A 25034-nucleotide genomic window follows, 5' to 3' on the forward strand; every position below is an offset into this window, starting at 1 on the left:
GAGGCACAGGCCTCCCTCTCTCGTTGTGGCGCCCGTTCAACGGTCGGCAGTTGTGCCCGGCTCTTCCTCTGCGGGAAGGCCGATATAGCGGGCCCGCTTGTGGGGCTTGAGGCGGCTCACATCCACCCACACCAGGCCGTCGATGCAGTGGTTGAAGTCGGGGTCGATGCCAAAATCCATGAACTGCACGCCACCTGGCTCGCACAGCTCGGAGTACTGCTTGTAGAGGGTGGGAATGGCGCAACCCAGGTTGTCGAGGCGGGCCTTGAGCTCCCGCAGATCGGCGCCGTAATCCAGCCCGGTAAACAGCGGCGGTGTGGCGGGGTAGGGGCGGCGCGACGGAGCCAGGGCCAGCTCGGGGGCAAAGTGCTGGCGATAGAAGCTCACCAGCAGATCTTTGGCTGCCGCCGGCAGGCTGCCGGAGAGCGACACCGGCCCGAACAGGTAGCGGTAGCGGGGATAGCGCGCCAGATAGGCGCCGATGCCGAACCAGAGGTAATCGAGCCCCCGCTTGCCCCAGTAGGCGGGTTGGATAAAGCTGCGGCCAAGCTCGATGGCCAGCGCCAGCCTGGGCAGCAATTTCTCTTCGAAGCCGAACAGGGTGTGGCTGTAGAGGCCGCCAAGCCCCTTGCTAGCCAGCAACTCGGCCACCGGCGCGAAACGGTAGGCACCGATGATCTCGAGCCGGGCCGGATCCCAGAGAATGAGGTGGTGGTAGTCATCGTCGAAGGCGTCGAGATCCCGCCGCCTGCCGGAGCCTTCCCCCACCGCCCGAAAGGCGATTTCCCGCAGGCGCCCCAGCTCGCGCAGGATCACCGAATGGCTCAGCTCGTGGCGCCGGTAAAGGTAGATCCCCTGGCCATCCGGGGTATGACCGAGCGCCTCGCAGGCGTCGATGGCCTGTTTGAGCTGACGGCGTTCCTCCGGCAGGGCGATGGGGGCCTCGGTGGCCAGCAAACCCCGCTTGCCGCGTCCGATCCGGTAGAGGTGGCTGCGCACCAGCCGGGCCGCGCTCTTGGCGGGCAGCTCCTGCACTCCGCTCACCGGGATGCGGGCGCCGATGGTGACGCCGATGCGTTTCCCTTGCTGGCGAAACAGCTGCTTGACCAGCAACAGCCCCGCCCAGTCGTTGTGGAGCCAGGCGGCGAGATAGAAGGAGAGACCATTGCGCCCGTCCAGGTGGATGGGCACCAGCGGGGTGCGGGTGCGTTGGGCCAGCTTGATGAAGCCCGCCTGCCAGGGGCCGTCCTTGACCCCCTTGGGGCCGAGACGCGACACCTCGCCGGCGGGAAAGATCACCAGCGCCCCTTCGCTTGCCAGGTGCTCCCCCATCGCCAGGATGGCGCGCCGGTCGGTCTTGCCGCCCAGGTTGTCCACCGGCAGCAGCAGGGGGCGCAGTGGCGTCAGCTGGGCCAGCAGCTGATTGGCCACTATCTTGACGTCCGGCCGGATGCGGCCAAGCAGGCGCAGCAGAGCCAGCCCGTCGAGGGAGCCGATGGGATGGTTGGCGACGATGATGACCCGGCCGCTGGCCGGAATGTGCTCGAGCTGGGCCTCGCTCACCCGGTAGTCGAAGTCGAGCTCGGTCAGCGCCTGCTCGACGAAGTCGAGTCCGCGCAAGTGGGGATGGCTCGTGGCGAAGCGTTGAAACGCCTGCTCGTGCAGCAGCCAGCGCAGCCCCTGCCGGAGCAGGGGGCGCAGCAGACCGTGGGCCGAGAGGCGGGGCAGGTGTTGTTGTAGCAGGGCATCGACACTGAACATGGGCTGGGCTCCGATGAGTCGTTGCCCTAGCGTGACGCCCTTCTGTTCCCGCCCCATGGCAGCGGGATGACAGTTTGATGGCAAAGAGGGGAGCCGGTTAACCGGCTCCCCTCTTTGGTCATGGCGGTGACGATGGCCGGTCTAGCCGCGCCAGGCCGAAGTCAGGCGCACCAGCGCCACCAGGGTGGTGACCGCTTTTTCCATGGATTGCAGCGGGATGAACTCGTGCTTGCCGTGGAAGTTGTGACCGCCGGTAAACAGGTTGGGGCAGGGCAGCCCCATAAAGGAGAGCCGTGCGCCGTCGGTACCGCCGCGAATGGGCTTGATCCTCGGGGTGACGTCGGCGGCCTGCATGGCGGCCTTGGCCAGCTCGACGATGTGCATGTGCGGCTCGATCTGGCTGCGCATGTTGCGATAGCTGTCGGTCAGGGTGAGCTCGATGCGCGCCCTTGGGGCCTCCAGCTGCAACGAGGCGACCCGCTCCTTGAGCTGGGCCTTGCGGGCGGCGAAGCCCTCGTCGTCGAAGTCGCGGATGATGTAGTGCAGGCTGGTCTCTTCCACTGTGCCGTTCATCTGGGCCAGGTGGAAGAAGCCCTGATAGCCGTCGGTCGCCTCCGGGGTCTGCTCGGCGGGCATGGCGGCGTGGAAGCGGGCGGCCAGGGTCTGGCTGTTGATCATGCTGCCCTTGGCGGTGCCGGGGTGCACGTTGTTGCCGATAAAACGCACGGTGGCGCCGGCGGCGTTGAAGTTCTCGTATTCGAGCTCACCGAGCTCGCCGCCGTCTACCGTATAGGCCCACTTGGCCGGGAAGCGGTCCAGCGGGAAGCGATCGGCGCCGCGGCCTATCTCCTCGTCCGGGGTAAAGCCGACCCAGACATCGCCGCGGGGGATCTCGGGGTGGGTCAGCAGGTGGTCGATGGCGGTGAGGATCTCGGCGATGCCCGCCTTGTCGTCAGCCCCCAGCAGGGTGCTGCCGTCGGTGGTGATGAGATCCTGCCCCAGGTAGTTTTTCAGGAAGCGGTAATCGCGAATGGCCAGCACCTCGTCCCCCTTGCCCAGACAGATGTCGCCGCCCTGATAGTTTTCGATGATCTGGGGCACCACGTGCGCCGCCTCGTAGTCGGCGGTATCCATGTGGGCGATGAGGCCGATGGCCGGCGCGTCCGGCTGGTTGCCCGGCAGACAGGCGGTGAGGTAGCCGTATTGGTCCAGGGTGACCCGGCTCAGCCCCATCTGCTGCATCTCGTCGCACAGGGCGCGGGCGAAGACGAGCTGCCCTTCGCTGCTGGGACAGGCGGGATTGGTCGCATCGGAGCGGGTATGAAAAGTCACGTAACGCAGAAAACGCTCAAGCAAGGTATCCATTGGCAAGCCTCGTACCGGTGGGGAAGGGCCATTGTGGCCAATCTGGCGGCGCGGCTTTTTGCGTCAGCGCAGTTTTTGCCGCATTTTTTGGCGAAGATCTGGCTGTAAACGTGTAAGGTGGTTCAGGCTGTGGTTGTTGATATCAAGCGCAGCATAAAATATCCAATAGCTGACATTTTTAAGCGGCTTGTGATGTGGCTCGGCAGGCGCTCATTACTTATGGTGTCGGGGGCGACAACGGATGGCGCAAACCGGCGTTATTTTCAGGGTGGAAAAGAGGGGGTGGACGGACTTCTTCCCCCGCGTGCCAGGCCTGCTGGCAGCAAGATTTGATCGCCTTATTAAAAGCAGTTTTTGAACACTATTTTTTATTGTCACCGCTGGCGGTAAGTGTGTACACTCCGCGCCGATCCAAGGGTAACCCTGAGCAGGCAGAGGCCGCCAGACTCCCGGAAGATCAGACGCCTATAGGGCGAGGCACGCAGCAACGACAGACACTGCTAGGGTATGGTTTCTTTAATACCGGTTAGGCTCCGGTATCAGGGAGAACAACGGACACTCAATGTCCAGCTGACCGAGTGAGCCAACGGCTCATCATCTTCCCTTGTCATGGGCGGTCACTGGTGCTGAGCTGGCTGTGGTTGTTGTCGTCTATCAACACGCACGCGTGCTGACGCCTTCGCTTCTCTTCCTTGAAACCTTCCCTTGCTGTCGTGATGGCTGCCGAATGATGAACGGACCGCGTGGCTGATGCTGTCCGTCATCAAAGTACCGCGGCGCTGTTAGCGCAGCACCGCATACCGTTGAGCTTGATGTAAAGCCACCAGCCCCACATCAAGACTCGTTACTTCCCCAAGATCCACCAGGCAGCCTAGGCTTGCCGCGATGTGCAAGGGATGTGACGGAAGGGCCCGGGTCAACCCGCCGCGTAGTGCGCGCAGGTTGCAGGAGTCGCCCTTCCCGACCCGGCAGGCCGCCTCGGCGCGCCGCACCTTGTCATCGATGGTCTGGATGTGATTGAGGGTAACGAAGGCGGCCACCGGCCGCTCATTTGCGAGGCATAGCCCATGACTAACTGGTCCAGCAAGGACTCCTTGAAGGTCTACAACGTTCCCTACTGGGGTGCGGGTTTTTTCAACATCAATGACGCCGGTCATGTGACCGTCGCTCCCGACAAATCACGCCCTGATGCACAGATCGTGCTCTCCGACGCCATCGAACAGTTGCGTCAATCCGGGCTGACCACTCCGGTACTGCTGCGTTTCCCTGACATCCTCAAGAGTCGGGTCGATGCGCTGTTCAACGCCTTCGGTCAGGCCATCGAGAAGTCAGGCTATGAAGGGGACTACCTGTGCGTTTACCCGATCAAGGTAAACCAGCAGCGTCGCGTCATCGAGACCATCAGCCAGTCCTACAGCGACAAGCCCCGGCTTGGCCTGGAAGCTGGTTCCAAACCGGAACTGCTGGCCGTGCTGTCCCATCACCATGAGCAAGGCTCGGTGATCGTCTGCAACGGTTACAAAGACCGCGAATATATCCGCCACGCCCTCTTGGGCAACCTGATGGGCCACAAGGTCTACATCGTGGTGGAGAAGCCCTCCGAGCTGGAAATGGTGCTGGACGAGTCAGCTCGTCTCAACATCAAGCCCAACATCGGGGTGCGTGCCAAGCTCGCTTCCACCGGCTCCGGCATGTGGGAATCGAGCGGCGGCTCCATGTCCAAATTCGGTCTGTCCGCCTCCCAGATCCTGGCGCTGATCGAGCGTCTGCGCGGGCTGGGCAAGCTGGACTGCCTGCAACTGCTGCACTTCCACCTGGGTTCCCAGATCGCCAACATCCGCGACATCCAGGGCGGCATCCGCGAGTGCGGCCGTTTCTACGCCGAACTGCGTCGCCTCGGTGCCAACATCGAAGTGGTTGACGTCGGTGGCGGCCTGGGGGTGGACTACGAGGGAACCCGTTCCCAGAGCCACTGCTCCGCCAACTACAGCCTCTCCGAGTACGCCAACAACGTGGTGTGGGGCATCGGCGATGTCTGCCGCGAGTTCGACCTGCCGCACCCGACCATCATCAGCGAGTCCGGCCGTGCCCTGACCGCTCACCACGCCGTGCTGGTTACCAACATCATTGGTGCCGAAGGGGTGGAGATGAACGACATCAGCGCACCGGACGACGATGCGCCCACCATTCTGCAGAACATGTGGAAAGGCTGGCTGGACCTGCGCAGCGAAGATCCCTCCCTGCTGGAGATCTTCCATGACTCGGTGGCCGATCTGGGTGATGTGAATACCCAGTACACCATGGGTCTCTTGAACCTGGAGCAACGCGCCTGGGCCGAGATGCTGCACCAGAACACCTGTCTGGCGCTCAAAGAGCTGCTCAACCCGGTCAACCGCAACCACCGTGCGCTGGCTGACGAGCTCTCCGAGAAACTGGCTGACAAGTGCTTTGCCAACTTCTCCCTGTTCCAGTCCCTGCCGGATGCCTGGGGTATCGGTCAGGTGTTCCCGGTGATGCCGCTGGCCGGCCTCGAGCGTCCGCTCACCCGCCGTGGCATCCTGATGGACATCACCTGTGACTCCGACGGTCAGGTCGAGCACTACGTCGACGGTCTGGGGGTCGAGAGCACCCTGCCGATGCCGGTGTATGGCGAGAACGAAGAGTGCCACGTCGGCTTCTTCCTGGTCGGTGCCTATCAGGAGATCCTGGGGGATCTGCACAACCTGTTCGGTGATACCCACTGCGCGGAAGTGTGGCTCGATGATGAAGGCAAGATGGACATTCGCAACGTGGTGCGCGGCGACACCGTCGACCAGCTGCTGCGTTACGTCAACATCGACCCGTCCGTCATCCGCGAGAACTACCAGCGCATCGTCTCCCACCCGGCGCTGGACGACGCGACCCGCAAGGCCCTGCTCGACGAGCTGGAGCTGGGTCTGCAAGGCTACGCCTACCTGGAAGACGAATAAGCCCGAGACTTGTTCATCCGCACCGCGTGACCATGTGGTGCGGGCATAAAAAAACGGCGCCTGCGGGCGCCGTTTTTGTTGCGCACGATCTGCCTCAGCAGGCGCTGGCGGGGTGAATCTTGGGTTGGGTACGGCTGATGGATGTCGGTGTTGGGCCCCATGGACCGCAGATCCGGCAGATATCCGCGTCGGCCGTCGCTTCCCTTGATCTGCATCAAGTTTGCAGTGGCCGGGTTATCTTACGGTCAGAGTGATGTTGAAGGGATGTAACAAAAGGATGTGCGTATGGAACTTGAAAGGGACCCGAGATGCTACACCGACGTCTGTATCGACGGTAAGTGGTATCACTACGATCACTGCAGCACCCACGTCTACATGTTGATGGGGGGCGCCGCGCCGAGCCTGCAGCTCGCTTATGAGCCCAGCAGCGAGGAGGAGCTTATCGAGATGCTCCGCCAGCTCGCCCGCTGCTGAACTACATTGCCAGCATTGCCTGCGGCCATCGGCAGCTTGCCGCTGGCCGCGCTTCATTTATCAGCTCAATTGTCTCGGTTTTGCCCCAGCAGTGTCTTGCCGAGCGCCTGCACGGCGATGGCCGCGGCGTAACCGGCGTCCGACTTGCCTATCTCATCGGCCACGTAGAGGAAGTTGGAGCGATACTTCTCCACCGCCTCGCGCGGGTTGGCCGCGTCGATGAAATCCTCTTCCACCTCGAACCCCTGCGCCAGCAGCGCCGCTTTCTCGGGCAGGAAAGTGGGGGAGGCCATGTCGATAAAGGTGTACTGCTGCCGGTTGGAGGCCGGGATAGAGAAAAACTGGTACTTCGCCATTTGCGATACCTCGCCTGAACGGTTGTGTCGTGATGCGAGCTTCCTCTCGCCGAACTTTCGTCGAACTGTTTCTCGGGCGTCGAACTGATCCCCGGGCCTGTTGCAGGCAATAAAGGTAACGTTCGAATCTTGTTGTGGCTGAAGATTACCCCGCTTTATCCTTATCGCACAATGGGTAGTCGATACTTTTTTCGCCAAGAAAAACAATGCTGCCCGATCGTCTGAATTGGCAAAAAAAACCAGCCCCGGCAGGGGCTGGCGATGGCGTGGGTGATGGGCGCCGGCTCAGAGCACGAAGCTTTGCACCATGGCTCGCAGCTGCTCGGTGAGCTGGTGGATCTGGCGGGCGGCGTCGCGGGCGGCGTTGGCCACCTGCAGCGCCTCGTCGCTGCCATCGGAGATGCGCACCACGTTGCGCTCTATTTCGTTGACCACGGCCCCTTGTTGTTCGATGGCGCTGGCGATCACCGAGTTGGTATCGACCATGCTGCCCACCCGCTCGGTGATGGCGCCAAAGGCCTGCTGGGCCTCCTGGGCCAGACCAACCCCCTCCTGCGCCTCGCGGCTGGCGGCGGACATGGCGCTGACCGAGGCGCGGGCGCCGGTTTGCAACTGCTCGATCATCTGCTGGATCTCGACCGTGGCCCCCTGGGTGCGGTTGGCCAGCGAGCGCACCTCGTCGGCCACCACCGCGAAGCCGCGCCCCTGCTCGCCGGCGCGGGCCGCCTCGATGGCGGCGTTGAGCGCCAGCAGGTTGGTCTGCTCGGCGATGCTGCGGATCACCCCGATCACGCCACCAATCTGGCTGCACTGCTGCTCCAGCTGGCCGATGGTCTCGGCGGTGTGCAGCACCTCGCGGTTGATGTGGTCGATGGCCTTGATGGTACGCTCGACCACCGCCTCGCCCTGACCCACCACAGCCTGCGCCTCCTGGGTCATGCGGGCGGCCTGCTGGGCGTTGCCTGCCATGTCGTGGGAGGTGGCGGCCAGCTCCTTGATGGCGGTGGCCACCTGATGGGTCTCCCCTTGCTGATCGGCGATCACCTCCTGGGAGCGGCAGGTCCGCGCGTCGATTTCGGTGGCGCTCTCCACCACGCTGACGCCGTTCTCCCGCACCCGCAGCATCAGGGTGCGCAGGGTCTGCAGGGTCACGTTGTAATCCCGGCTGATGGCGGCCAGCTCATCCTGGCCGACGATCTCGATCTGCTGGCTGAGATCCTGGGCGTTGACCCGGGCGGCGATCTCCCGCACCCGGCCCACGGTGCCGCGTAAGGAGAGATAGGCGCCGATCATCAGGTAGAGATAGACCAGCAGGATGGCGGTCAGCGGCCCGGTCACCCACCAGAAGTGGCGCTGGTTGGCGGTCATGCGCTGGTGCAGATCCGCCTCCAGCCGCTGGCGCACCTGACCCGCCAGCGCCGTGATGGCGGCATCCAGCCCATCCCCCAGCGCCAGCACCTCCTTGCTGGAGAGCTGCACCTGCTGATCCTTCATCATCTTGTTTTCCAGGGTATCGATCCCCTGATAGGCTTGCTGCAGCAGGGCGTCGGTCTGCTGGCCCCCCAGTTCGCTGCGATAGGCGGGCGCCATCTCATAGAGCAGGGTCAGGTCGGCCTCCAGCTCCTGCAGGGTGGCGTTGATGAGGTCGAGGCGAAAGCGCAGGGCGCTGTAGCCCTGGGCCTGAAACAGGCCGAAGTCGGCGATGGTGGCGGCCCGATCCCGCACCTGGGCCAGCAGATCGCGCAGCTGCGGCAGCCGCTCGCTGGCGAGCACCACCATGTAGTAGGTGCCGAGCGCGGGATCCTGCACCAGGCTGCTGGCGGCGGTGGTGCTCTTGTAGAGGTGGCGCACCTCGGTCAGCAGCTTGTCGTGGCGCAGGTTGCTCTGATCCACCTCGAGCCCGAGCGCCTCGTTTTGCAGGCTGGACCACTCCTGGGCGAGAGTATCGAACACGGGGTTTTGCTGTTTGGTGGCGGCAAAGGCGGCCAGGCTCGCATCGACGGCCCGGGCCGCGGCCTTGACCTCCTCCTCGCCGACCGGGTTCTGCTCATAGCCGTGCCGGGTGACCAGGTTGCGATGGCTCAGCAGGGCCTGCTCGATGGCGGGCAGCGGCGCCAGCTTGACCACGCCGGCCAGCTCCTTGCGGGCCTGGGTGTTGTCATCCTGCAGCCGGCCCAGCAGGTTGGTCATGCTGTAGGCGAGCGGCAGCAGCATCAGGCAGGACCAGAGCAAAAACTTGTACTTGAAGGAGAGCTGATTGCCGAGCCGGATGGCGGGCGTGAATATCCATTTCATATGAAGCCTCGGGCCCCGACGGGGCGTGTAGCGGGATGGCTGGATATTACTCCTCGCCGGGGGGCTCGGCTGGGGGCGGGGTGGAAGTTGTGATCCCCTTGGCTTTTTCCCGTGGTGAGGGGGGCTGAATGGGTCAGAAAAACGGGCCACCCTGAGGGTGGCCCGTTGCCGATGGGAGAAGGTCGCGGCTCAGTTGAACGCCAGGAAGGGCGAGACGCAGAGCAGCAGGCCGGTGACGATGATGATGTAGAGGGAGACTCCCTTGTACTTGTGCAGCGCCGGTACCTGATAGACCAGGTAGGCCGGGATGAGGCACCCCACCATGCCGAAGATGGGGCTGCAGATGGAGGTGAAGCTCAGCACCGGGGCGTTGAGCACGATGGCCCCCCAGGAGAGCAGCACGGTGAACAGCATGATGCCCTTGCCCACCAGCCCCTTGTTGATGCGATTTTCCGGCATCACCCGGCGCAGCAGGTTCATCGCCAGCCCCTGGCAGGCTTCACGAAAGCCCAGATAGACGCCGAAGTAGGCGGTCATTACCGCGAAGATGTTGAGGGTGAGGCTGAGCAGCTTGAGGGTCTGGCCCGGCATGCCCTGAGCCACCATGGCCAGCGCCGAGATGTTCTCCTCGGAGGCCTTGACCGCCTGCTCGTGGCCCATGGCCAGGGTGAAAGAGACGGCGTAGAAAAACACCACCACGAACAGGATGCCAAAGGCGATGTTCATGGCGCGCATCGCCTTGAAGCGGGCCACTTCCAGGGATTTTTCCCGCGAGCGGTAGGAGATCACCATGGGGCTCAGGCTCTGGATGAAGAGAATGGAGGTGAGGGTGAAGGGGAGCATGACGATGGCATCCTTCAGCCAGTCACCGCTGGCCGGCATGGCGGTGATGTTGGCGGCATCCCACTTGCTCACCATCATCAGGCCGAGCACCGCCACCACGCTGATCTTGGTCAGCACCATGAAGGTGGAGATCTTGAACAGCAGGTTCTCGCCGCGCGAGGCCAGCGCCACCAGGGCGCAGATCAGCACCAGCCCGTAGAAGGGATTCTCGGAGAGCAGTTGCTGGGTGACCCCGAAGCTTTGCAGGAAGGAGGCGCTGTCATTGGTGATGGCGGTGGAGTAGACGAACACCCAGATCACCAGCATCACGAAGTAGAGGGCGCCGAGCAGCACGCCCCAGTTCTTGCCGAGGTAGCCGGTGATGACGCTGGGGTAGTCCTTGCACTCGGGCGAGGTGGCCAGGGTATTGATGAAGAGGCGCTGGAACATGTACATGGCCGGGTAGCCGATCACCGCCGACAGCAGAAACACCCACAGCCCCATCAGTCCCACCTGCACCGGCAGGAAGACGATCCCCGCCCCGATGGCCATGCCGATGCTCATGATGACCCAGCCCCAGTCGGTGCTGTCGAAACGAACCGCTTCTTTCCATTCCAGCGTGCCCATCACGGGCCGGGTGAGTGTCGTACTGTGCGCGTCCATAAAATACCTTGTTTTTGTAGGGGTAAAAATCAGGCGCAAATATAGTTGAATGAAAAGCGGCAAAACAATGCTTTTTATCGCTCTTCTACCTAAAGAGGGAGACAGATCACGCTTTCAATTTGCGCCTGCTACCGAATTTATCGCTGTTTTTGCAGGTTTTAGTTGAATGGAATGCCTAATAAGCAAATAATGTTGAACAAGACGAGACTATTGATTGCAAAAATAATTGCATTTTAAGGAGTGGCGATATGAAAAAGATCATCGTGGCGGGTGCCGCACCCGATGCCATCGGTCCCTACAGCCATGGCACTGCCTATGGCGATCTCATCTTTACCTCCGGCCAGCTGCCGGTGTGCAAACAGCAGGGCGGCGTGGTGGAAGGGGGTATTGAAGCCCAGAGCCGTCAGGCGCTGGAGAACCTCAAGCATGTCTTGGAGGCCGCCGGCGGCAACCTGGATACCGTGCTCAAGACCACCTGCTATCTCGCCGAGATCACTGATTTTGCCGCGTTCAACGAGGTTTATAAACGCTATTTCCTGAAAGATTGCCCAGCCCGCAGCTGCTTTGCCGTGAAGGATCTGCCGATGGGTGTCAGGGTGGAAGTGGAAGCGATCGCTCACATCGCTGGTTAATGTTGATAGAAAGGGTGTTCTGATGAAGCAAGCGTGGCAGCAGTATCTGCAGATTATTCAACAGGTTGTCAAACCGGCACTGGGTTGTACCGAGCCCATCGCCGCCGCTTATGCCGCCGCCGTCGCCGCCCGGCAACTGGGCTGCAAGCCCGTCCGGCTGGAGGTGGTGGTCTCGGACAACCTCTACAAGAACTCCATGGGGGTCTATGTGCCGGGCACCGGCAAGATTGGGCTGGCCATTGCCGCTGCCGCCGGCGCCATCGGCGGCAACGCCGAGGCCGGGCTGGAGGTGCTGGCCGCCATCACACCGGCCCAGGTCGCAGAGGCGCAGGAGCTGATCGATGCAGGCCAGGTGCAGGTGAGCCGCACCTCGGCCCCTGAGTTCATCTATTGCCGGGTCCGCTTGTTGGGCCTTGATGCAGAGGGCACCGAACACAGCGCCGAGGTGACCCTGTGCGGCGGCCATACCCGCATCGTCGAGCAGCGCCGCAATGATGAAGTGACCTTCACGGCCGAGCAGGGCCAGGGCGGCGCCATCGGAGCCATCTGCGACGGGGTCGACATCAGCATCGCCGCCATTCATGAGTTCGCCACCCAGGTGGAGTTCGAGCAGATCCGCTTTATCCTGCAGGCCTCCGAGCTCAACGGCAAACTCTCCGACGAGGGGATGAACAACCCCTACGGCCTCGAGATCGGCCGCACCATGCAGCAGAACATCCAGGCCGGCCTCATCGGCGAGGACGTGATGAACCGCATCGTGATGCGCACCGCGGCGGCCTCCGATGCCCGCATGGGGGGCGCCAGCCTGCCGGCCATGAGCAACTTCGGCAGCGGCAACCAGGGCATCGCCGCCACCATCCCGGTGGTGGTCATCGCCGAGCGCTTCGGTGCCAGCGAAGAGCAGCTGGCCCGCGCCCTCATCATGAGCCACCTGGGGGCCATCTACATCAAGTCCCACTATCCGCCACTGTCGGCCTTCTGTGGCAACACGGTCACCAGCGCGGCGGCCGCCATGGCCATGGTCTATCTGGCGGGCGGCAGTTTCGAGCAATCCTGCCACGCCATCCAGAACGTGCTGAGCGACAGCGCCGGCATGGTGTGCGATGGCGCCAAGGCCTCCTGCGCCATGAAGGTGAGCACCTCCTCCGGGGCGGCGGTGCGCGGCTTCCTGATGGCGCTCAACAGCCACGGGGTATCGGGGCAGGGGATAGTGGCGGGCAACGTGGAGCAGACCATTCGCAACGTGGGCCAGATGGTCAAAGACGGCATGTCTGCCACAGACAGCACCATTATTGATATCATGTCCGCCTGAGTGTCCCTGTCGGCTGCCGCCCTTGCCCGGGTCGGCGGCCCTTTTATAAGGTTTCAATGTGAAGCTGCAAGAGCTGAGTCCGACCGATTTCGAGATCCTCAAGGCGATGGAGATCATCGTGGACGGCATCGCCGCCATGTATGGTCAGCACACCGAGGTGTTGCTGCACAGCTTGGATGCGCGCAATCCGTCGATCATCAAGATTGCCAACGGCCATATCACGGGGCGCAGCGTTGGTGCCCCCATCACCAATCTGGCGATGATGAAACTCAAGAGCGGGCAGGATATCTCCAGCCCCTACATGACCAAGTGCGCCACCGGCAAGACGCTGCGCTCGCTCACCACCGTCATTCGCAATGGTGAAGGGCAGGCCATCGGCTTGCTCTGCATCAACACCGACATGGATGCCCCGCTGCAATCCGTGCTGCGCACCATGATGCCGGAGTGCCTGCACGGCCACGATGGTCACGCCACCCCGGAGGTGTTTGCCCGCAACATCGACGAGGCCCTCAACAGCACCATCGACACCGTCAGTGCCGAGGTGCGCGGCAACGAGGCGGTGCCCCCGTCCCAGAAGACCCGGGTCATGGTCAACCAGCTGCACGAGCTCGGCATCTTCGAGCTCAAAGACAGCGCCCAGATAGCCGCCCGCCAGCTCGGCATCTCGGTGCACTCCATCTACCGCTATCTGCGGGAGATCAAGAAGGGCTGAGCGCGCGGCGCCTGCCAGCATTAACGGGTCAGCATTGACCCGTTTTGTTTTTTTACGCCCCCCGCCTGCGCCTTGGCTGCCCCGGCGCATCTGTTATCATGCCTCTTCTGTTTTTGTTATCTCATTGAACCTGCTGGAGAAACCATGTCCCGTACCCTCTATCTGCTGCGCCACGGCCAGACCCGTTACAACGCCGAACTGCGGCTGCAGGGGCGCTGCAACTCCGAACTGACCGCCAAGGGGGAAGCCCAGGCCCTCGCCATGGGCACCCGCCTGGCCAAGCTACTGGCCGAGCCTGCCGACTGGACCATTTACGCCAGCCCCCTCGGCCGGGCGCGCCAGACCGCGGAGCGGGTGTGCCAGCAGCTTGGCTTGGACCAAGCGCGTATCGTCTGGGACGAGCGGCTGGTGGAGTTGGGGATGGGGGAGTGGGAGAGTCGCCGGGTGCCCGAGCTGCTGGCGGCCCACCCCGAGCTCGATCTGGAATAGCCAGACTGGTATCTGCAAGCTCCCGCGGGGGAGAGTTTTCAAAGCATTCAAGGCCGGGCGCTGAGCTGGTTGCAGGATGAGCGTATCGCCGAGCGCGCCATCGTGGTCTCCCACGGCCTGTTCGGCGCCATGCTGCGCGGCGCCTATGCGGACTTGGATTACACCACCACCTGGCTGCAGGAGCTGCCGCAGGATGCCTTCTTCAAACTGAGCGGCGGCCGCATCGAGCGGATCCCCTGCTGACCCCGACCAAAACGGCTCGCCATTGGCGAGCCGTTTTTTATGAGCGTAGCAGGCGCGTTATTCTCGCACCAGCCTGGGCAGCGCCTGGTAAAGAGCTTCACGCTTTTGTGCCTGGTTGACGCCATAGTGCAGCTCACGGTGGCAATTAGGGCAGAGCGCCACCGTGTTGCTGATGGTATCCGAACCCCCTTCGGCGAGTGTGCGCAGATGATGCACCTCTAAAAAGGCGTCTCCCGTGGTGGCATGAAAAGGGGCCGGCTGTGCGCAGCTTTCGCAATGGCCCACCGCCGTCATCAATACCCAAGCCTTCACCTTTGGATCTCGCCCATAGCCAGGGTTGGCTCCATAACGCGGCTGTGGTTCTTGGATGCCGATGGGCGTGGGGAGTACTGGCTTGGTCTGGTAGCGGCTCACTTGATGCTCAAAGGCAGCCTTGCCGGTATAGGGTTGGCCATCGAGCTCACAGAGCAGGCGCTCTATGATGGGGGCATTGTGGGGGCCCACGTTTTTAGCCGGCTTGAGACCTGATACCCAGGTCCGCCCTAGCAGGGCGCAGATATAGGAGATGTTCTGCATTCGATACTCGAATGCCTTCTCGGTGCGGCCAAACTGGTTAGCGAGTTCGGTGTAATAGCGCTTTTTGACGAAGGGGGCGCCATTTTGCTCCATGGTGCGCATCGCCAGATAGGCGCTGACCGTCGCCCTTAATTCCTCTTCTGTCCATGTCCCGCGCAAAACTGGCTCCTCAGCCCTGTTTCTCGGTCGCCCTGAGCCCCGATTTGATCGGGATGGCCCCATCCGAGTTACCTGATATGGTGCGCATCTTAATCCAATCGACACCTTGTTTCAGCTGTGTTGACACAATAATGTGTGCATCATCAAGCAATTAGCTGATAGTAAGCAGTAGGCTAGAGTGGGTCCTTTCGTGGAGGACTTAGAGTAGGGGAGTTACAAACGTCAATTCACCCAGGTCAACCACAAGGAGGTGGTGATGGATCCGGTTTCTTATCTTTTCTCGGCTTATCTCAATCTGGTACAGCAGCAGGTATCGGATATTTATGGCACTGAGCTCAAGTCGTTGGTGGTGGAGTATGAGGGGGAACAAATCCCCTTTGCTTTCCAGTTTTGGCAACTGCAGCCGAAAAGCGTCTGCCGCAGTTACGAGCAGGATGCACGGCGCTTCAGCCAATGCACCGTCAAGGCTGCGGCACTATTTAGCAAGCTGTGTGGCGAGTTGTCCCGCCAGGACGACAGCAACGTGCAGCAGCCCCAGTATCGCGCCATGTACTGCGCCGCTTCAGTTAACTACCGCCCCATGATCGCCGACATTCGCGAGAGCAAACCGGATGCGGCTCGGCAGGCTGAGCGCGCCTGCAATCAGGCCATTCTGGCCGCGATGGACAGTGATGATGAAGCCCTGCTGGCCCAGCGTGATCAGGCGTGTGGTCCCCAGCAGTGAAGGCCAATGCCGCCTTCGCTCAGCTAGCGGCTTTACTCGGCCACCTTTGCGCCATTCGGCACAGTTGCCAGGTGGACAATTGGGTATGATGAGGGTGCCCACAGAGCCGTCTGTCGGGCCAGCACTATCGACACACATCAGCCAGGAGGGGACATGATCAGCCATATCGACCATCTGGTATTGACGGTCAGTGACATCGAGCGGGCCGTCGCGTTTTACAGCTCAGTGCTCAACATGGAAGCCATCACCTTCGGGGCGGGGCGCCGGGCCCTGCGCTTTGGCAACCAGAAGATCAATCTGCAACTGCTGGGGCAGGAGCCGCGCAACCGGGCGCAGGTGGGCTCGGGGGATCTCTGCCTCATCACTCGCTGGCCGCTGGATCAGGTCATCGCCCAGCTCCATTGCCACGGGGTGGAGATAGTGGAGGGGCCGGTGACCAAGAGCGGGGCCTGCGGCCCCATCGAGTCGGTCTACTGCCTGGATCCGGATCAGAACCTGATTGAGATCAGCCGCTATCCCTGATGGCGCTTCCCATCGTGTGACGGCCGGTGGATACCGCCCTGCCGGGGCGAGTTGTGAGAGGCCTAGCGCTGGCCCCATCCTGACGCACAGCCGCAACGGGCCCTGGCAAGGGCCCTAGAAGGGAGCCTCGCTCTCCTGCGCATCCTGTAGAAACTGTTCCCGCTCCGCCTGATAGGCGGCCTCGTCTTCGCTGTCCCAGACCGGGGTTGGCTGCTTGCCGGCCGGCGGTTGGGCTGGCGCGGTGAGCGTCTCTATCACCTTCTGCTGCAGATAGGGGTAGAAGGGGTTGGAGGAGGTGCGGGTGAGGGCGCCGGGGTTGACGATCAGGACCCCGCGCTCACCGCGCAGGGCCAGGCCCCCCAGGTTGATGCCGTATTGCTCGCGCTGCTCTGGCCGTGGCGCCATGCCGTAGAGGGGGTCATCCATCGGGAAGGGCAGGGCCACGTGGGAGAGGGAGTAGATCTCCCTGGGGTAGTCGATGTCGAGGGGCTGGATCTGCTCAGGCCCGCCACCGGCCGGCAAACTGCTAGCCTGGGTGCGGGTGCTGGCGGGCGCCTGGTTGCCCACCACCGTCAGCCGGTAGGAGAGCGGCGGGCGCGGCAGCAGGTGGCTCAGCGCCAGCTCGGAGGCGCTGCTCAGCAATGGGCCGAACAGGGTGCCGCGGTTGATGTCGAACAGCACCAGCTCGCTGCCGTTGGCAGGCAGGAAGTGATAGAGATCGGCGATGATGGAGCGGGTACTGACGGTGTAGTCCATCACCGACTGGAAGGTGAGGGTGGGCGGGAAGGCCGCCAACTCGCCGCTGGCGGCCTGCTCACGCACCTGCTGCTGGATAGCGTGGGTCAGCCGGTAGGACTGGCGCGCGCCGTTGACCGGAAACGAGTTGTACTTGAAGGGGTTGAACTCCGGCATGGTGTCGAGCCAGGCGGCGCTGGCAAAAGCGGGTAGCAGGGCGGGCACCGCCTTGAGACCGGCGAAACGGGCAAAGCGGGTCACCCCTATCATGGGGGAGATGAGTACCAGCCGATCCGGCCTTGCCAGCGTGCCCGTCTTGTCACCTTCCGCATCGAGCGCATATTTTACCGCCAGCGCGCCGCCGTTGGAAAACCCCACCAGATGCAGCGGCAGCGGGCTGGGCGCCAGTACCCTGGCCTCGCGCACCGCCAGCCGGGTGGCGGCCAGCCAGGTCTCCCAGTCGATGTCGACCAGCCCGGCCGGCACGGTACCGTGGCCCGGAATGCGCAGCCCCAGGGCGATGAAGCCCTGCTCGCGGTAGCGCTGGGCCAGGTGGCGCAGGCTGTAGGGGGAGTCGGTCAAACCGTGCAGGAACACCGCCACACCTTTCACCTCGCCGCTTGGGCGCAGCAGATAGGAGCGGTTCCAGTCGGTTGCAAAATGAGCCGGATTGATGGGGGCATCCTGATAGTAGCGATTGCTGTCGAGCTGCTGCTCCGGCGGCGTTCTGACGATCACCTCCTTGGTCACCAGCTCGAACAGCTGCTGCTCGTGGGCCAGATAGGCCTGCCAGTCGCTGTCATCGAGCTGCTCGGCGCTGAGCTCGGGTGGCACCAGGGTGTGCCAGGGCTGCAGCGGCGCTGCCTGCCAGGCGAAGTAGGCGATCAGGGTCCAGCCGAGCAGCAGCAAGCCCAGCAGGCTGAGAAGAAGGCGGCGAACGAGGCGGCGGGTGCGAGCCAGCATGGGAGAATCCTTGGCACTGATAAAAGAGGGGCGGCTCCGCGTCCACGGCGGCCGTACTAAGGGTCGAAAGCTGGCTTAAAGCCTAAGGGAAACAAGGTGATAAGTACAGACAGTGAGCGACTCATCCGAGCAAACAGAGGGCAGCCCCGGGGCTGCCCTCTGTGGTAATGCTGTCCGTCTGTGCGGTCGCTGGCGGCGTCAGCAGACCCCCTGGGCCAGCATGGCGTCGGCCACCTTGACGAAGCCGGCGATGTTGGCGCCGCTTTCGTAGTTCACGTGACCCGTCTCATCCTGGCCATAGTGCACACAGGTGGCGTGGATGCTGGTCATGATCCCCTTGAGGTGGGCATCCACCTGATCCCGGCTCCAGCAGAGGCGCTGGGCATTCTGGCTCATCTCGAGGCCCGAGGTGGCGACCCCGCCGGCGTTGGCGGCCTTGCCCGGGGCAAACAGCACCTTGGCCTCGTGCAGGCGGCGGATGGCGGCGGCGCTGCTCGGCATGTTGGCCCCCTCGGCCACCAGTTGCACGCCATTGGCAATCAAGGTGACGGCGTCCGATTCATCCAGCTCGTTCTGGGTGGCGCAGGGCAGGGCGACGTCCGTCGGCAGGTGCCAGGGAGTGCGGCCGCTGAAAAACTCCAGCCCCTCCTCGTGGGCGTAATCGGCGATGCGCTTGCGCTGCTCGTTTTTGAGCGCCATCAGCCGCGCCAGTTTCTCGGGGGTAAAGCCCGCCGGATCGTAGACGGTGCCGCCGGAGTCGGAGGCGGTGATGACCCGGGCGCCGAGGGCCATCGCCTTCTCGATGGCGTACTGGGCCACGTTGCCTGAACCCGACACAGAGACCGTCATGCCGTCCAGGGATTGTCCCCGGTTGGCCAGCATGGCCTCGACGAAATAGAGCAGGCCGTAACCGGTGGCTTCCGGGCGGATCAGGCTGCCGCCAAAGGAGAGCCCCTTGCCGGTAAAGACGCACTCGGCGCTGTTGGTGAGCTTCTTCATCATGCCCGCCATGTAGCTCACCTCGCGCCCGCCCACCCCGATGTCGCCAGCTGGCACGTCGGTATCGGCGCCGAGGTGGCGATGCAGCTCCAGCATCAGCGCCTGGCAAAAGCGCATCACCTCTCCCTCGCTCTTGCCCTTGGGATCAAAATCGCTGCCCCCCTTGCCGCCGCCCATGGGCAAGGTGGTGAGGGCATTCTTGAAGGTCTGCTCGAAGGCGAGGAACTTGAGCACCGAGGTATCCACCGAGGGGTGAAAGCGCATCCCCCCCTTGAAGGGACCGATGGCAGAGCTGTGTTGCACCCGGTAGCCCCGGTTCACCTGCACCTGGCCTCGATCATCCACCCAGCTCACCCGAAACTGGATCAGCCGCTCCGGCTCCACCAGCCGCTCCAGCAGGCCGTGCTGCAGGTAGCGGGGGTGGCGCGTCACATAAGGCCAGATGGAGGCGATCACCTCGCTCACGGCCTGAATGAACTCCGGTTGATGGGGATTGCGGCTGGCGACTTGGGCCAGAAAATCCGCCTGGGAGAGGGAATGACTCATCTGTAACTCCTGTAGTGAAGGGTAAAAGTGGCCTCTTGCCAGAGAAAAGTGCACACCCTGCAGCCAAATTTATGGTTTTTGTCAGGCCTGGATGCAGGTGAATATTTGGTGTTTTTCGCAATTGGGCGAAAATTATTGTGTGAATCGCCGAAAACAGCAGAAAAGAGCGCCGACAGGGGCAGATAATTCGCGCGAATCAAAATCTTTTTATGCATTTTTGATTAATAAATAGCAAGAAAATGTTGCTGTCATTTGGCTTGGGTTATCGTTTCTTGCATATTTTATGCATCTTTATGGCGTAGCGAGAAGATCCCGTGCAACGGCAGAAGTGGCCATTGCCATGCTGGCTTCGGCGGCGCCGGCGGCAATCGAATTGTCATGCATTTTTGGGGGCTGGCCGCGTGACAGGGGGCGCATTTTGCGAGAAGGGGGCGGGCCGAGTGCAACTATCCGGCGTGTGTCAGGGGGCAATATGTTAATGTGTCGGCGCTTTTTGCCGGACAGGTCGGTAGCGGCCTTTTTTGAAGATGGAATGATATGCACAATTTTGAGTTAGTGAACCGGCAGCGTGCCGCCCTGATGACCCGGATCCAGGCCGCAGGCCAGTGGCAGGTGACCCATGCTGGCTGATGAATCCATGCGCCTGAACAAATACATCAGCGAGAGCGGCATCTGCTCGCGCCGCGAGGCTGACCGCTTTATCGAGCAGGGCAACGTCTTCATCAACGGCAAGCGGGCCGGGGTGGGGGATCAGGTGTTTGCCGGGGATCTGGTCAAGGTCAACGGCCAGGTGATCGAGCCGCGCGAGGCGGACAGTCTGGTCTTCATCGTCCTGAACAAGCCGGTGGGCATCGTCTCCACCACCGAGGCGGGCGAGAAGGACAACATCGTCGACTTCGTCAACCACAGTACCCGCATCTTCCCCATCGGCCGGCTCGACAAGGACTCCCAGGGGCTCATCTTCCTGACCAACCACGGCGATCTGGTCAACAAGATCCTGCGGGCGGGCAACGATCACGAGAAAGAGTATCTGGTGACCGTGGACAAGCCGGTCACCGACGAGTTTATCCGGGGCATGGGCGCCGGGGTGCCGATCCTGGGTGCCATCACCAAGAAGTGCAAGGTGAAAAAAGAGGCGCCGTTCGTGTTTCGCATCACGCTAGTGCAGGGGCTGAACCGCCAGATCCGCCGCATGTGCGAGCACTTCGGCTTCGAGGTGACCAAGCTCGAGCGTATCCGCATCATGAACGTCAGCCTCAAGGGGCTGCCGGTGGGCGAGTGGCGCGATCTCACCGACGACGAACTGATCGAGCTGTTCAAGCTGATTGAAGACTCCTCCTCCGAGGTGAAACCGGCCAAAGGCGGGCAAGCTGCCGCCGGGCAAGGCGGTAAACCCAAGGGGTCTACCGCGCAAGCCGGCAAGCCGGCCCCGGGCAAAAAACCGCGCCGGGATGATGACCACGAGATTGGCGGGCGTCCCAACGTGCCGGGGCCGTCGGCATTCGAAAGCAAGAGCCCGGCCGGCAAGGGGACTGCCGGCAAAGGCGGCGCAGCAAAAGGCGGCTCGGTCAAAGGGAGCGCAGGCAAAGGCGCCCCGAACAAGGGGGCCAAACCGGCCGCCGGCAAACCGCGCGCCGGTCAGGGTGGGCGGCAGAAGAAGGGGCGCTAAGCGCCCTCTCACTCCCCGCGTTGACAGTAAAAAAACACCGGCCACAGGCCGGTGTTTTTGTTTTGGCGATTGAGCTAGGCGGAAGGGGTGTCCCGCGTCAACGGAGCCGTGGCTTCGCTGCTGGATTGTCGCATCGCCCTCGGGTAGTAACGCGGGTCGAGGCGCAAGACCAGCAGGCTCATCAGCACCAGGCCGGCCAGCTGCCACTGCCAGGCGGCGGCGAAGTCACCGCTCAGGTGATGCAGGCGGGCCGCTATCCAGGGGCCGGTGGCCGCCAGCATGAAGCCGAACCCCTGCATCAGGGCGCTGAGGGTACCGGCGCGGCGCGGATCCGGCAGGTGATCGAGCGCGATGACCATGATGAGGGAGAAGCTGCCGCCAAGGCCGGCGCCGCACAGCATGCACCAGAGGATGGGGGCGGCAGTCGGCGCCAGCCAGAGGCCGCCAAAGCCGGCCAGTTGCATGGCGATGGCCAATCCCATCCAGGGCCGCCGGTCGAGCCGGCGGGCGGCCAGCAGCGGCAGGCCGAGGCCGCTCACGGTCTGGGCCAGCGCCAGCCAGGCCACCAGCTCGCCCCCCTGCTGGGGGCTCCAGCCCTGCGCCATGTAGGCCGGCGCCAGCCAGGCCACGACGATGCCGTAACCGCTGTTGATGATGCCAAAGCAGCTTATCAGCAGCCAGCTGCGGGGCAGGCTGATGAGGCGCTGCTCGCCGCCGCCGGATACCGCCACCGGCGCTGCGGGCAGCCGTACTCGCCAGCCGAGCCAGCCCATGGCCAGCAGCACCGGCAGGCTCCACAGCGCCAGCGCCTGGGACCAGTCGAGCCGGGCGGCGAGCTGCGGGGTGAGGCTGGCACCCAGCGCCCCGCCCCCCATCATGCAGGCCGAGAAGATGCCCATCACCAGCGGGACCTTCTGGGCAAAGGCCTGCTTGATGAGGCCGGGCAGCACCCCCTGCACCAGGGCCGAGCCCAGCCCGCAGAGGGCGGCACTGGCGATGAGCAGGGCGCCGCTGCCTGCTTCGAAGCGCATGGCGCTGCCCATGCCCAGCAGCAGCAGGGCCGCCCCCAGCAGCTGACGCGGCCCGGTGCGACTGCGCAGGGCGGGGGTGAGCAGCACGCCGCCGCCGATGAGCCAGAGTGGCAGCAGGGTCAGCCAGGCCAGGGTGTCCATGCCAAGCCCAAGCGCCTCGGCAATGTCGCGGCTGAGGGGGCCGATGGCGGTGAGAAACGGCCGCAGGTTGAGCCCGATCAGGATCACCAGCACCAGCAGGGCCTGCTGCTGGCGCGCATCGACGCGGGCCTTAAGCATGGTCTTGTGCACCGTAGAGCTCGGCGGCGGCCAGCGGGCTCGGCAGCTTGATGAGTGGCAGGGGGGTAGGGGCGAGGGGCAGGCCCAGCTTGTGGTAGGCGGCTGTGCTGTCAAAGCCGAACGGGGCCGCATCCTCGTTATCGAAGGCGTAATAGACGGCGGCAATGCCGTTCATCACCAGGGCGCTCAGGCACATGGGGCAGGGGTGACCGCTGGCGTAGACGATGGCGCCCGCCAGCGGCCCGACTTGGCTGGCCTGGCGCAGGGCTTCCAGCTCGGCGTGGCGGGTGGGGTCGCCATCCTGGTGCATGCCGTTGACGGCGCTGGTGACCAGCTGGTTGTCTCGTACCAGCAGGGCGGCAAAGGGGCGGCCTCCTTGCTGGCGGTTATGGAGGGCCAGTTGCAACGCCTGCTCCAGCCACTCCTGATGACTGGGGTTGGCGGTCAGCGACGCGATCAGGCGTGAGCCGGCGGGTTCGGCAAGGGAGTGGGGCATGACGGATCCTCGAGGCAAGGGGATGAGAGGAGACCAGCCTAGCGGGGGAATCAGTCATGGGGAAATTAAATGATAGAATGATATCCAGTGGTTTTGTAAATGGAGTCGCCATGCTGGATCCCCTCTTGCTGCGCAGCTTTGTCGCCATCGTCGACAGCGGCAGTTTTACCCGTGCCGGTGAACGGGTGCACCTCACCCAATCCACCATCAGCCAGCAGATGCGGCGGCTCGAGCAGCAGCTCGGCTGCCCGCTGCTGGACCGCTCCGGTCGCCAGGTGGTGACCACGGCAGAGGGGGAGAAGCTGTTGGGGCTGGCCCGCAGCATCCTGGCCCTGCTGGCCCGGGCCGAGGAGCAGGTGGCCGAGGCCAGCCTGCAACTGAGCCTGGGGGTACCGGAGGATTTTGCCGCCGGCGCCATCGCCCCGGTGCTGGCAGCCTTTGCCCGCGATTACCCGCAGGTGCGGCTGGAGGTGCACAGCGGCCTCAGTCACGCGATCTGGCAGCGCTTCGAGGCCGGCGAGCTGGATCTGGCGCTGGTCAAACAGGCGCGGGGACAGGGGGCGCCACGCGCCTGCTGGCGCGAGCCGCTGGCCTGGGTCGACAGCCGTGCCTGGCCCGCCAGCGAGCGGGATCCCTTGCCGCTGGTGGTGTTCCCGAGCGAAGGGCTCTATCGGCGGCAGGTGACCGAGGCACTCGACGGGATGGGGCGGCGCTGGCGCATCGCCTACGTCAGTGCCAGCCTGGCCAGCCTGCAGGGGGCGGTGAGCGCCGGGATCGGGGTCAGCCTGCTGCCCCGGCGTTTGCTGCAGCCGGATCAGCAGGAGCTGACCCACTGGCCAGCGGTGGTGCCGGTGGAGCTGGCGCTGCACCTGGGGGCGGAGCGCGGCGAGCCGCTCACTCGCCTCTGTGAGGCCCTTATCAGCCTGTGTGATCGGGTGATGGGGCCCGCTGAGCGGTGAGGGGACGCAGGCAGATGCCTGCTTAGCGCACCCTGGTGCGCACGATGAGCAGGGTGATGAGCGCCAGGGTGAAGACGAGCGGAGCCCAGGCACCGTGATGGCTCACCAGGGTGGCGCCAGCGGCAGCCACCCCGGCCACTCCCTGCTGCAGGAAGCCGCACAGGGCCATGGCGTAGGCGCCGTGCTCGCGGCCATCGCTTACCGCCAGCGCCATGCTGTTGGGAAAGAGCACCGCCTGCCCGAAGATGATGAGGCAGTAGCAGGTCATCATGGCCACCAATCCACCGCTGCCCTGCAGGGCGCTCAGTGCCCAGAGCAGCAGCATGCCGCTGGCCGCCAGCAGTATGAGCGCGGCCCCCTGGCGCATCAGCTGGCGGCCTCCCACCTGGGCGACCCGCCGGTTGACCGTCATGGCGCCAGCAAAGTAGGCGATACCGATCAGCAACCCCAGGCTGCCGAAGGTAGTGACCTGGAGGGCAAACCCCTGCTGCAGCACGAAGGGGCTCACCTCCTGCAGGGTCACCGTGATGGCAAAGCCGATGCCGCCGGCGCAGGCCGGCCAGAAAAAGCCGGGGCGGCGCAGCAGGCTGGCGTAACGGGCCCACATGCCACTGCTCGCCGCCGCTGGATTGGGCCCCTGCAGCGGTAGGCTGCTCATCAAGAGCAGCGCCAGCACGCCAACCCCGGCCATCAGCACGAATCCCAGCTGCCAATGGGCATAGCGGCTGATGAGGCCGCCTATCCACTGACCGCCGCCGAGGGCGGTGATGAAGGCGATGGAGAGCACCGAGAGGCGGCGCGCCAGCTCATCGCCGTGCCAGTGATCCCGCACCAGGATGCGGGCGATGATGGCGGCGCCGCCGGCCGCCACCCCTTGCAGGGTGCGCAGGATCAAGAGCAGCGGCCCCTGGCTGGTGGTGGCCAGCAGCAGGCTGAGGCCGACAAACAGCAAGAGTGACAGGGCGAGGGGGAGGCGGCGACCGTAGCGATCGGCGGCGGCGCCCCAGAACAGCACCGGCAGGGCGGCGCCGATGACGAACAGCGAGATGGAGAGCTCGGCCCCTTGCCGGGTCATGGCGAGATCCGTCATCACCACGGGCAGGGAGGGGAGGTAAACGGTGGTGGCCATCTGGGCCATGAAGACGATGAGGCAGGCCAGCGTCATAATGCGGGCGGAGCGACTCCAGAGACCGGCCTGGTCGAGACATTCCTGGTTATCCATAACAACTCTCGGGCAGTAAGGGAGCCATATCCTTGCACTGCCCGAGCGCCGAGTCAGCCCC

At 63.7% G+C, this 25034-nt stretch carries 21 protein-coding genes and 1 pseudogene; 10 read left to right on the forward strand and 12 right to left on the reverse strand.

The genetic code is table 11. From position 1 onward, the window contains the following. Positions 1 to 36 precede the first annotated feature (36 nt). From E5E96_RS15470 to E5E96_RS15480, 3 genes are all read right to left on the reverse strand, one after another. Entirely contained in the window at positions 37 to 1761 is a 1725-nt protein-coding gene (locus tag E5E96_RS15470; RefSeq protein ID WP_171282535.1) for a lysophospholipid acyltransferase family protein, read from the reverse strand. A 141-nt stretch (positions 1762 to 1902) separates the two neighbouring features. Continuing rightward, complete coding sequence (gene pepT / locus E5E96_RS15475) at positions 1903 to 3126, reverse strand: peptidase T (protein WP_171282536.1); 1224 nt, start codon at positions 3124 to 3126, stop codon at positions 1903 to 1905. Positions 3127 to 3908: 782 nt separating this feature from the next. Next, positions 3909 to 4166 (reverse strand): hypothetical protein, encoded by a 258-nt coding sequence (locus E5E96_RS15480; protein WP_043124035.1) that lies wholly within the window; start codon positions 4164 to 4166, stop codon positions 3909 to 3911. A 27-nt stretch (positions 4167 to 4193) separates the two neighbouring features. On the opposite strand from E5E96_RS15480, the gene speA reads away from it, so the two are divergent. Further along, entirely contained in the window at positions 4194 to 6095 is a 1902-nt protein-coding gene (gene speA, locus E5E96_RS15485) for a biosynthetic arginine decarboxylase (protein ID WP_024943754.1), read from the forward strand. A 285-nt stretch (positions 6096 to 6380) separates the two neighbouring features. Next, positions 6381 to 6569 (forward strand): hypothetical protein, encoded by a 189-nt coding sequence (locus E5E96_RS15490; RefSeq protein WP_011705509.1) that lies wholly within the window; start codon positions 6381 to 6383, stop codon positions 6567 to 6569. Between the two features lie 65 nt (positions 6570 to 6634). Here the strand turns inward: E5E96_RS15490 and E5E96_RS15495 are convergent, their stop codons facing one another. The 3 genes from E5E96_RS15495 to E5E96_RS15505 form a co-directional block, all read right to left on the reverse strand. Beyond that, positions 6635 to 6925, reverse strand: a complete 291-nt coding sequence (locus tag E5E96_RS15495; RefSeq protein ID WP_171282537.1) for a hypothetical protein — start codon at positions 6923 to 6925, stop codon at positions 6635 to 6637. Positions 6926 to 7210: 285 nt separating this feature from the next. After that, a complete protein-coding gene (locus E5E96_RS15500; protein WP_171282538.1) occupies positions 7211 to 9220 on the reverse strand; it encodes a methyl-accepting chemotaxis protein in 2010 nt (669 codons plus the stop codon). A gap of 189 nt (positions 9221 to 9409) precedes the next feature. Next, positions 9410 to 10705, reverse strand: a complete 1296-nt coding sequence (locus tag E5E96_RS15505; RefSeq protein ID WP_216368090.1) for an amino acid permease — start codon at positions 10703 to 10705, stop codon at positions 9410 to 9412. Positions 10706 to 10953: 248 nt separating this feature from the next. Here E5E96_RS15505 and E5E96_RS15510 point away from each other — a divergent pair, with 248 nt between their 5' ends. The 4 genes and pseudogenes from E5E96_RS15510 (at position 10954) to E5E96_RS15525 (ending at position 14093) form a co-directional block, all read left to right on the forward strand. Further along, the gene (locus E5E96_RS15510; protein ID WP_171282539.1) at positions 10954 to 11337 is read left to right on the forward strand and encodes a Rid family detoxifying hydrolase; all 384 of its coding nucleotides are present in this window, start codon (positions 10954 to 10956) and stop codon (positions 11335 to 11337) included. Positions 11338 to 11359: 22 nt separating this feature from the next. Further along, positions 11360 to 12649: a serine dehydratase subunit alpha family protein gene (locus E5E96_RS15515; RefSeq protein WP_171282540.1), complete on the forward strand. Its 1290-nt coding sequence runs from the start codon at positions 11360 to 11362 to the stop codon at positions 12647 to 12649. Positions 12650 to 12707: 58 nt separating this feature from the next. Beyond that, positions 12708 to 13361, forward strand: a complete 654-nt coding sequence (locus tag E5E96_RS15520) for a transcriptional regulator (protein WP_017779224.1) — start codon at positions 12708 to 12710, stop codon at positions 13359 to 13361. 144 nt (positions 13362 to 13505) lie between these two features. Then, a pseudogene (locus E5E96_RS15525) lies at positions 13506 to 14093 on the forward strand (histidine phosphatase family protein). 57 nt (positions 14094 to 14150) lie between these two features. On the opposite strand, the gene E5E96_RS15530 reads toward E5E96_RS15525, so the two are convergent. After that, positions 14151 to 14828, reverse strand: a complete 678-nt coding sequence (locus tag E5E96_RS15530; protein ID WP_253264649.1) for an HNH endonuclease signature motif containing protein — start codon at positions 14826 to 14828, stop codon at positions 14151 to 14153. A gap of 256 nt (positions 14829 to 15084) precedes the next feature. Between E5E96_RS15530 and E5E96_RS15535 the strand changes: the two genes are divergently transcribed. Together E5E96_RS15535 and E5E96_RS15540 are read left to right on the forward strand one after the other, a co-directional pair. After that, positions 15085 to 15552: a hypothetical protein gene (locus tag E5E96_RS15535; RefSeq protein WP_171282542.1), complete on the forward strand. Its 468-nt coding sequence runs from the start codon at positions 15085 to 15087 to the stop codon at positions 15550 to 15552. A 153-nt stretch (positions 15553 to 15705) separates the two neighbouring features. After that, a complete protein-coding gene (locus E5E96_RS15540; protein ID WP_043160720.1) occupies positions 15706 to 16074 on the forward strand; it encodes a VOC family protein in 369 nt (122 codons plus the stop codon). A gap of 114 nt (positions 16075 to 16188) precedes the next feature. Here E5E96_RS15540 and E5E96_RS15545 read toward each other — a convergent pair whose 3' ends face one another. After that, positions 16189 to 17772: a carboxylesterase gene (locus tag E5E96_RS15545; RefSeq protein ID WP_171282543.1), complete on the reverse strand. Its 1584-nt coding sequence runs from the start codon at positions 17770 to 17772 to the stop codon at positions 16189 to 16191. A 198-nt stretch (positions 17773 to 17970) separates the two neighbouring features. After that, positions 17971 to 19317: an NADP-specific glutamate dehydrogenase gene (gene gdhA / locus E5E96_RS15550; RefSeq protein ID WP_171282544.1), complete on the reverse strand. Its 1347-nt coding sequence runs from the start codon at positions 19315 to 19317 to the stop codon at positions 17971 to 17973. Positions 19318 to 19936: 619 nt separating this feature from the next. Between gdhA and rluF the strand changes: the two genes are divergently transcribed. Next, positions 19937 to 20986 carry a 23S rRNA pseudouridine(2604) synthase RluF gene (gene rluF, locus E5E96_RS15555; protein ID WP_171282545.1) on the forward strand — a complete coding sequence of 350 codons (1050 nt, stop codon included), beginning with the start codon at positions 19937 to 19939 and terminating at the stop codon, positions 20984 to 20986. A 74-nt stretch (positions 20987 to 21060) separates the two neighbouring features. On the opposite strand, the gene E5E96_RS15560 is transcribed toward rluF, so the two are convergent. Beyond that, complete coding sequence (locus E5E96_RS15560) at positions 21061 to 22296, reverse strand: cyanate transporter (protein WP_171282546.1); 1236 nt, start codon at positions 22294 to 22296, stop codon at positions 21061 to 21063. Then, a complete protein-coding gene (locus E5E96_RS15565; RefSeq protein WP_166463576.1) occupies positions 22289 to 22792 on the reverse strand; it encodes a nucleoside deaminase in 504 nt (167 codons plus the stop codon). Before E5E96_RS15565 ends, E5E96_RS15560 begins: the two co-directional genes overlap by 8 nt. A 110-nt stretch (positions 22793 to 22902) precedes the next feature. Here E5E96_RS15565 and E5E96_RS15570 point away from each other — a divergent pair, with 110 nt between their 5' ends. Beyond that, complete coding sequence (locus E5E96_RS15570) at positions 22903 to 23751, forward strand: LysR family transcriptional regulator (protein ID WP_171282547.1); 849 nt, start codon at positions 22903 to 22905, stop codon at positions 23749 to 23751. A 22-nt stretch (positions 23752 to 23773) separates the two neighbouring features. On the opposite strand, the gene E5E96_RS15575 is transcribed toward E5E96_RS15570, so the two are convergent. After that, positions 23774 to 24973, reverse strand: a complete 1200-nt coding sequence (locus E5E96_RS15575; RefSeq protein WP_171282548.1) for an MFS transporter — start codon at positions 24971 to 24973, stop codon at positions 23774 to 23776. Between the last annotated feature and the right edge of the window lie 61 nt (positions 24974 to 25034).

Source organism: Aeromonas sp. 1805 (assembly GCF_013085525.1).
GTDB lineage: Bacteria > Pseudomonadota > Gammaproteobacteria > Enterobacterales > Aeromonadaceae > Aeromonas > Aeromonas hydrophila.

Bases quoted from the DNA above. Each gene is read 5' to 3' on its own strand.
- E5E96_RS15470 (WP_171282535.1), bottom strand. From the start codon at position 1,761: ATGTTCAGTGTCGATGCCCTGCTACAACAACACCTGCCCCGCCTCTCG.
- pepT (WP_171282536.1), bottom strand. From the start codon at position 3,126: ATGGATACCTTGCTTGAGCGTTTTCTGCGTTACGTGACTTTTCATACC.
- speA (WP_024943754.1), top strand. From the start codon at position 4,194: ATGACTAACTGGTCCAGCAAGGACTCCTTGAAGGTCTACAACGTTCCC.
- E5E96_RS15490 (WP_011705509.1), top strand. From the start codon at position 6,381: ATGGAACTTGAAAGGGACCCGAGATGCTACACCGACGTCTGTATCGAC.
- E5E96_RS15495 (WP_171282537.1), bottom strand. From the start codon at position 6,925: ATGGCGAAGTACCAGTTTTTCTCTATCCCGGCCTCCAACCGGCAGCAG.
- E5E96_RS15500 (WP_171282538.1), bottom strand. From the start codon at position 9,220: ATGAAATGGATATTCACGCCCGCCATCCGGCTCGGCAATCAGCTCTCC.
- E5E96_RS15505 (WP_216368090.1), bottom strand. From the start codon at position 10,705: ATGGACGCGCACAGTACGACACTCACCCGGCCCGTGATGGGCACGCTG.
- E5E96_RS15510 (WP_171282539.1), top strand. From the start codon at position 10,954: ATGAAAAAGATCATCGTGGCGGGTGCCGCACCCGATGCCATCGGTCCC.
- E5E96_RS15515 (WP_171282540.1), top strand. From the start codon at position 11,360: ATGAAGCAAGCGTGGCAGCAGTATCTGCAGATTATTCAACAGGTTGTC.
- E5E96_RS15535 (WP_171282542.1), top strand. From the start codon at position 15,085: ATGGATCCGGTTTCTTATCTTTTCTCGGCTTATCTCAATCTGGTACAG.
- E5E96_RS15540 (WP_043160720.1), top strand. From the start codon at position 15,706: ATGATCAGCCATATCGACCATCTGGTATTGACGGTCAGTGACATCGAG.
- E5E96_RS15545 (WP_171282543.1), bottom strand. From the start codon at position 17,772: ATGCTGGCTCGCACCCGCCGCCTCGTTCGCCGCCTTCTTCTCAGCCTG.
- gdhA (WP_171282544.1), bottom strand. From the start codon at position 19,317: ATGAGTCATTCCCTCTCCCAGGCGGATTTTCTGGCCCAAGTCGCCAGC.
- rluF (WP_171282545.1), top strand. From the start codon at position 19,937: ATGCTGGCTGATGAATCCATGCGCCTGAACAAATACATCAGCGAGAGC.
- E5E96_RS15560 (WP_171282546.1), bottom strand. From the start codon at position 22,296: ATGCTTAAGGCCCGCGTCGATGCGCGCCAGCAGCAGGCCCTGCTGGTG.
- E5E96_RS15565 (WP_166463576.1), bottom strand. From the start codon at position 22,792: ATGCCCCACTCCCTTGCCGAACCCGCCGGCTCACGCCTGATCGCGTCG.
- E5E96_RS15570 (WP_171282547.1), top strand. From the start codon at position 22,903: ATGCTGGATCCCCTCTTGCTGCGCAGCTTTGTCGCCATCGTCGACAGC.
- E5E96_RS15575 (WP_171282548.1), bottom strand. From the start codon at position 24,973: ATGGATAACCAGGAATGTCTCGACCAGGCCGGTCTCTGGAGTCGCTCC.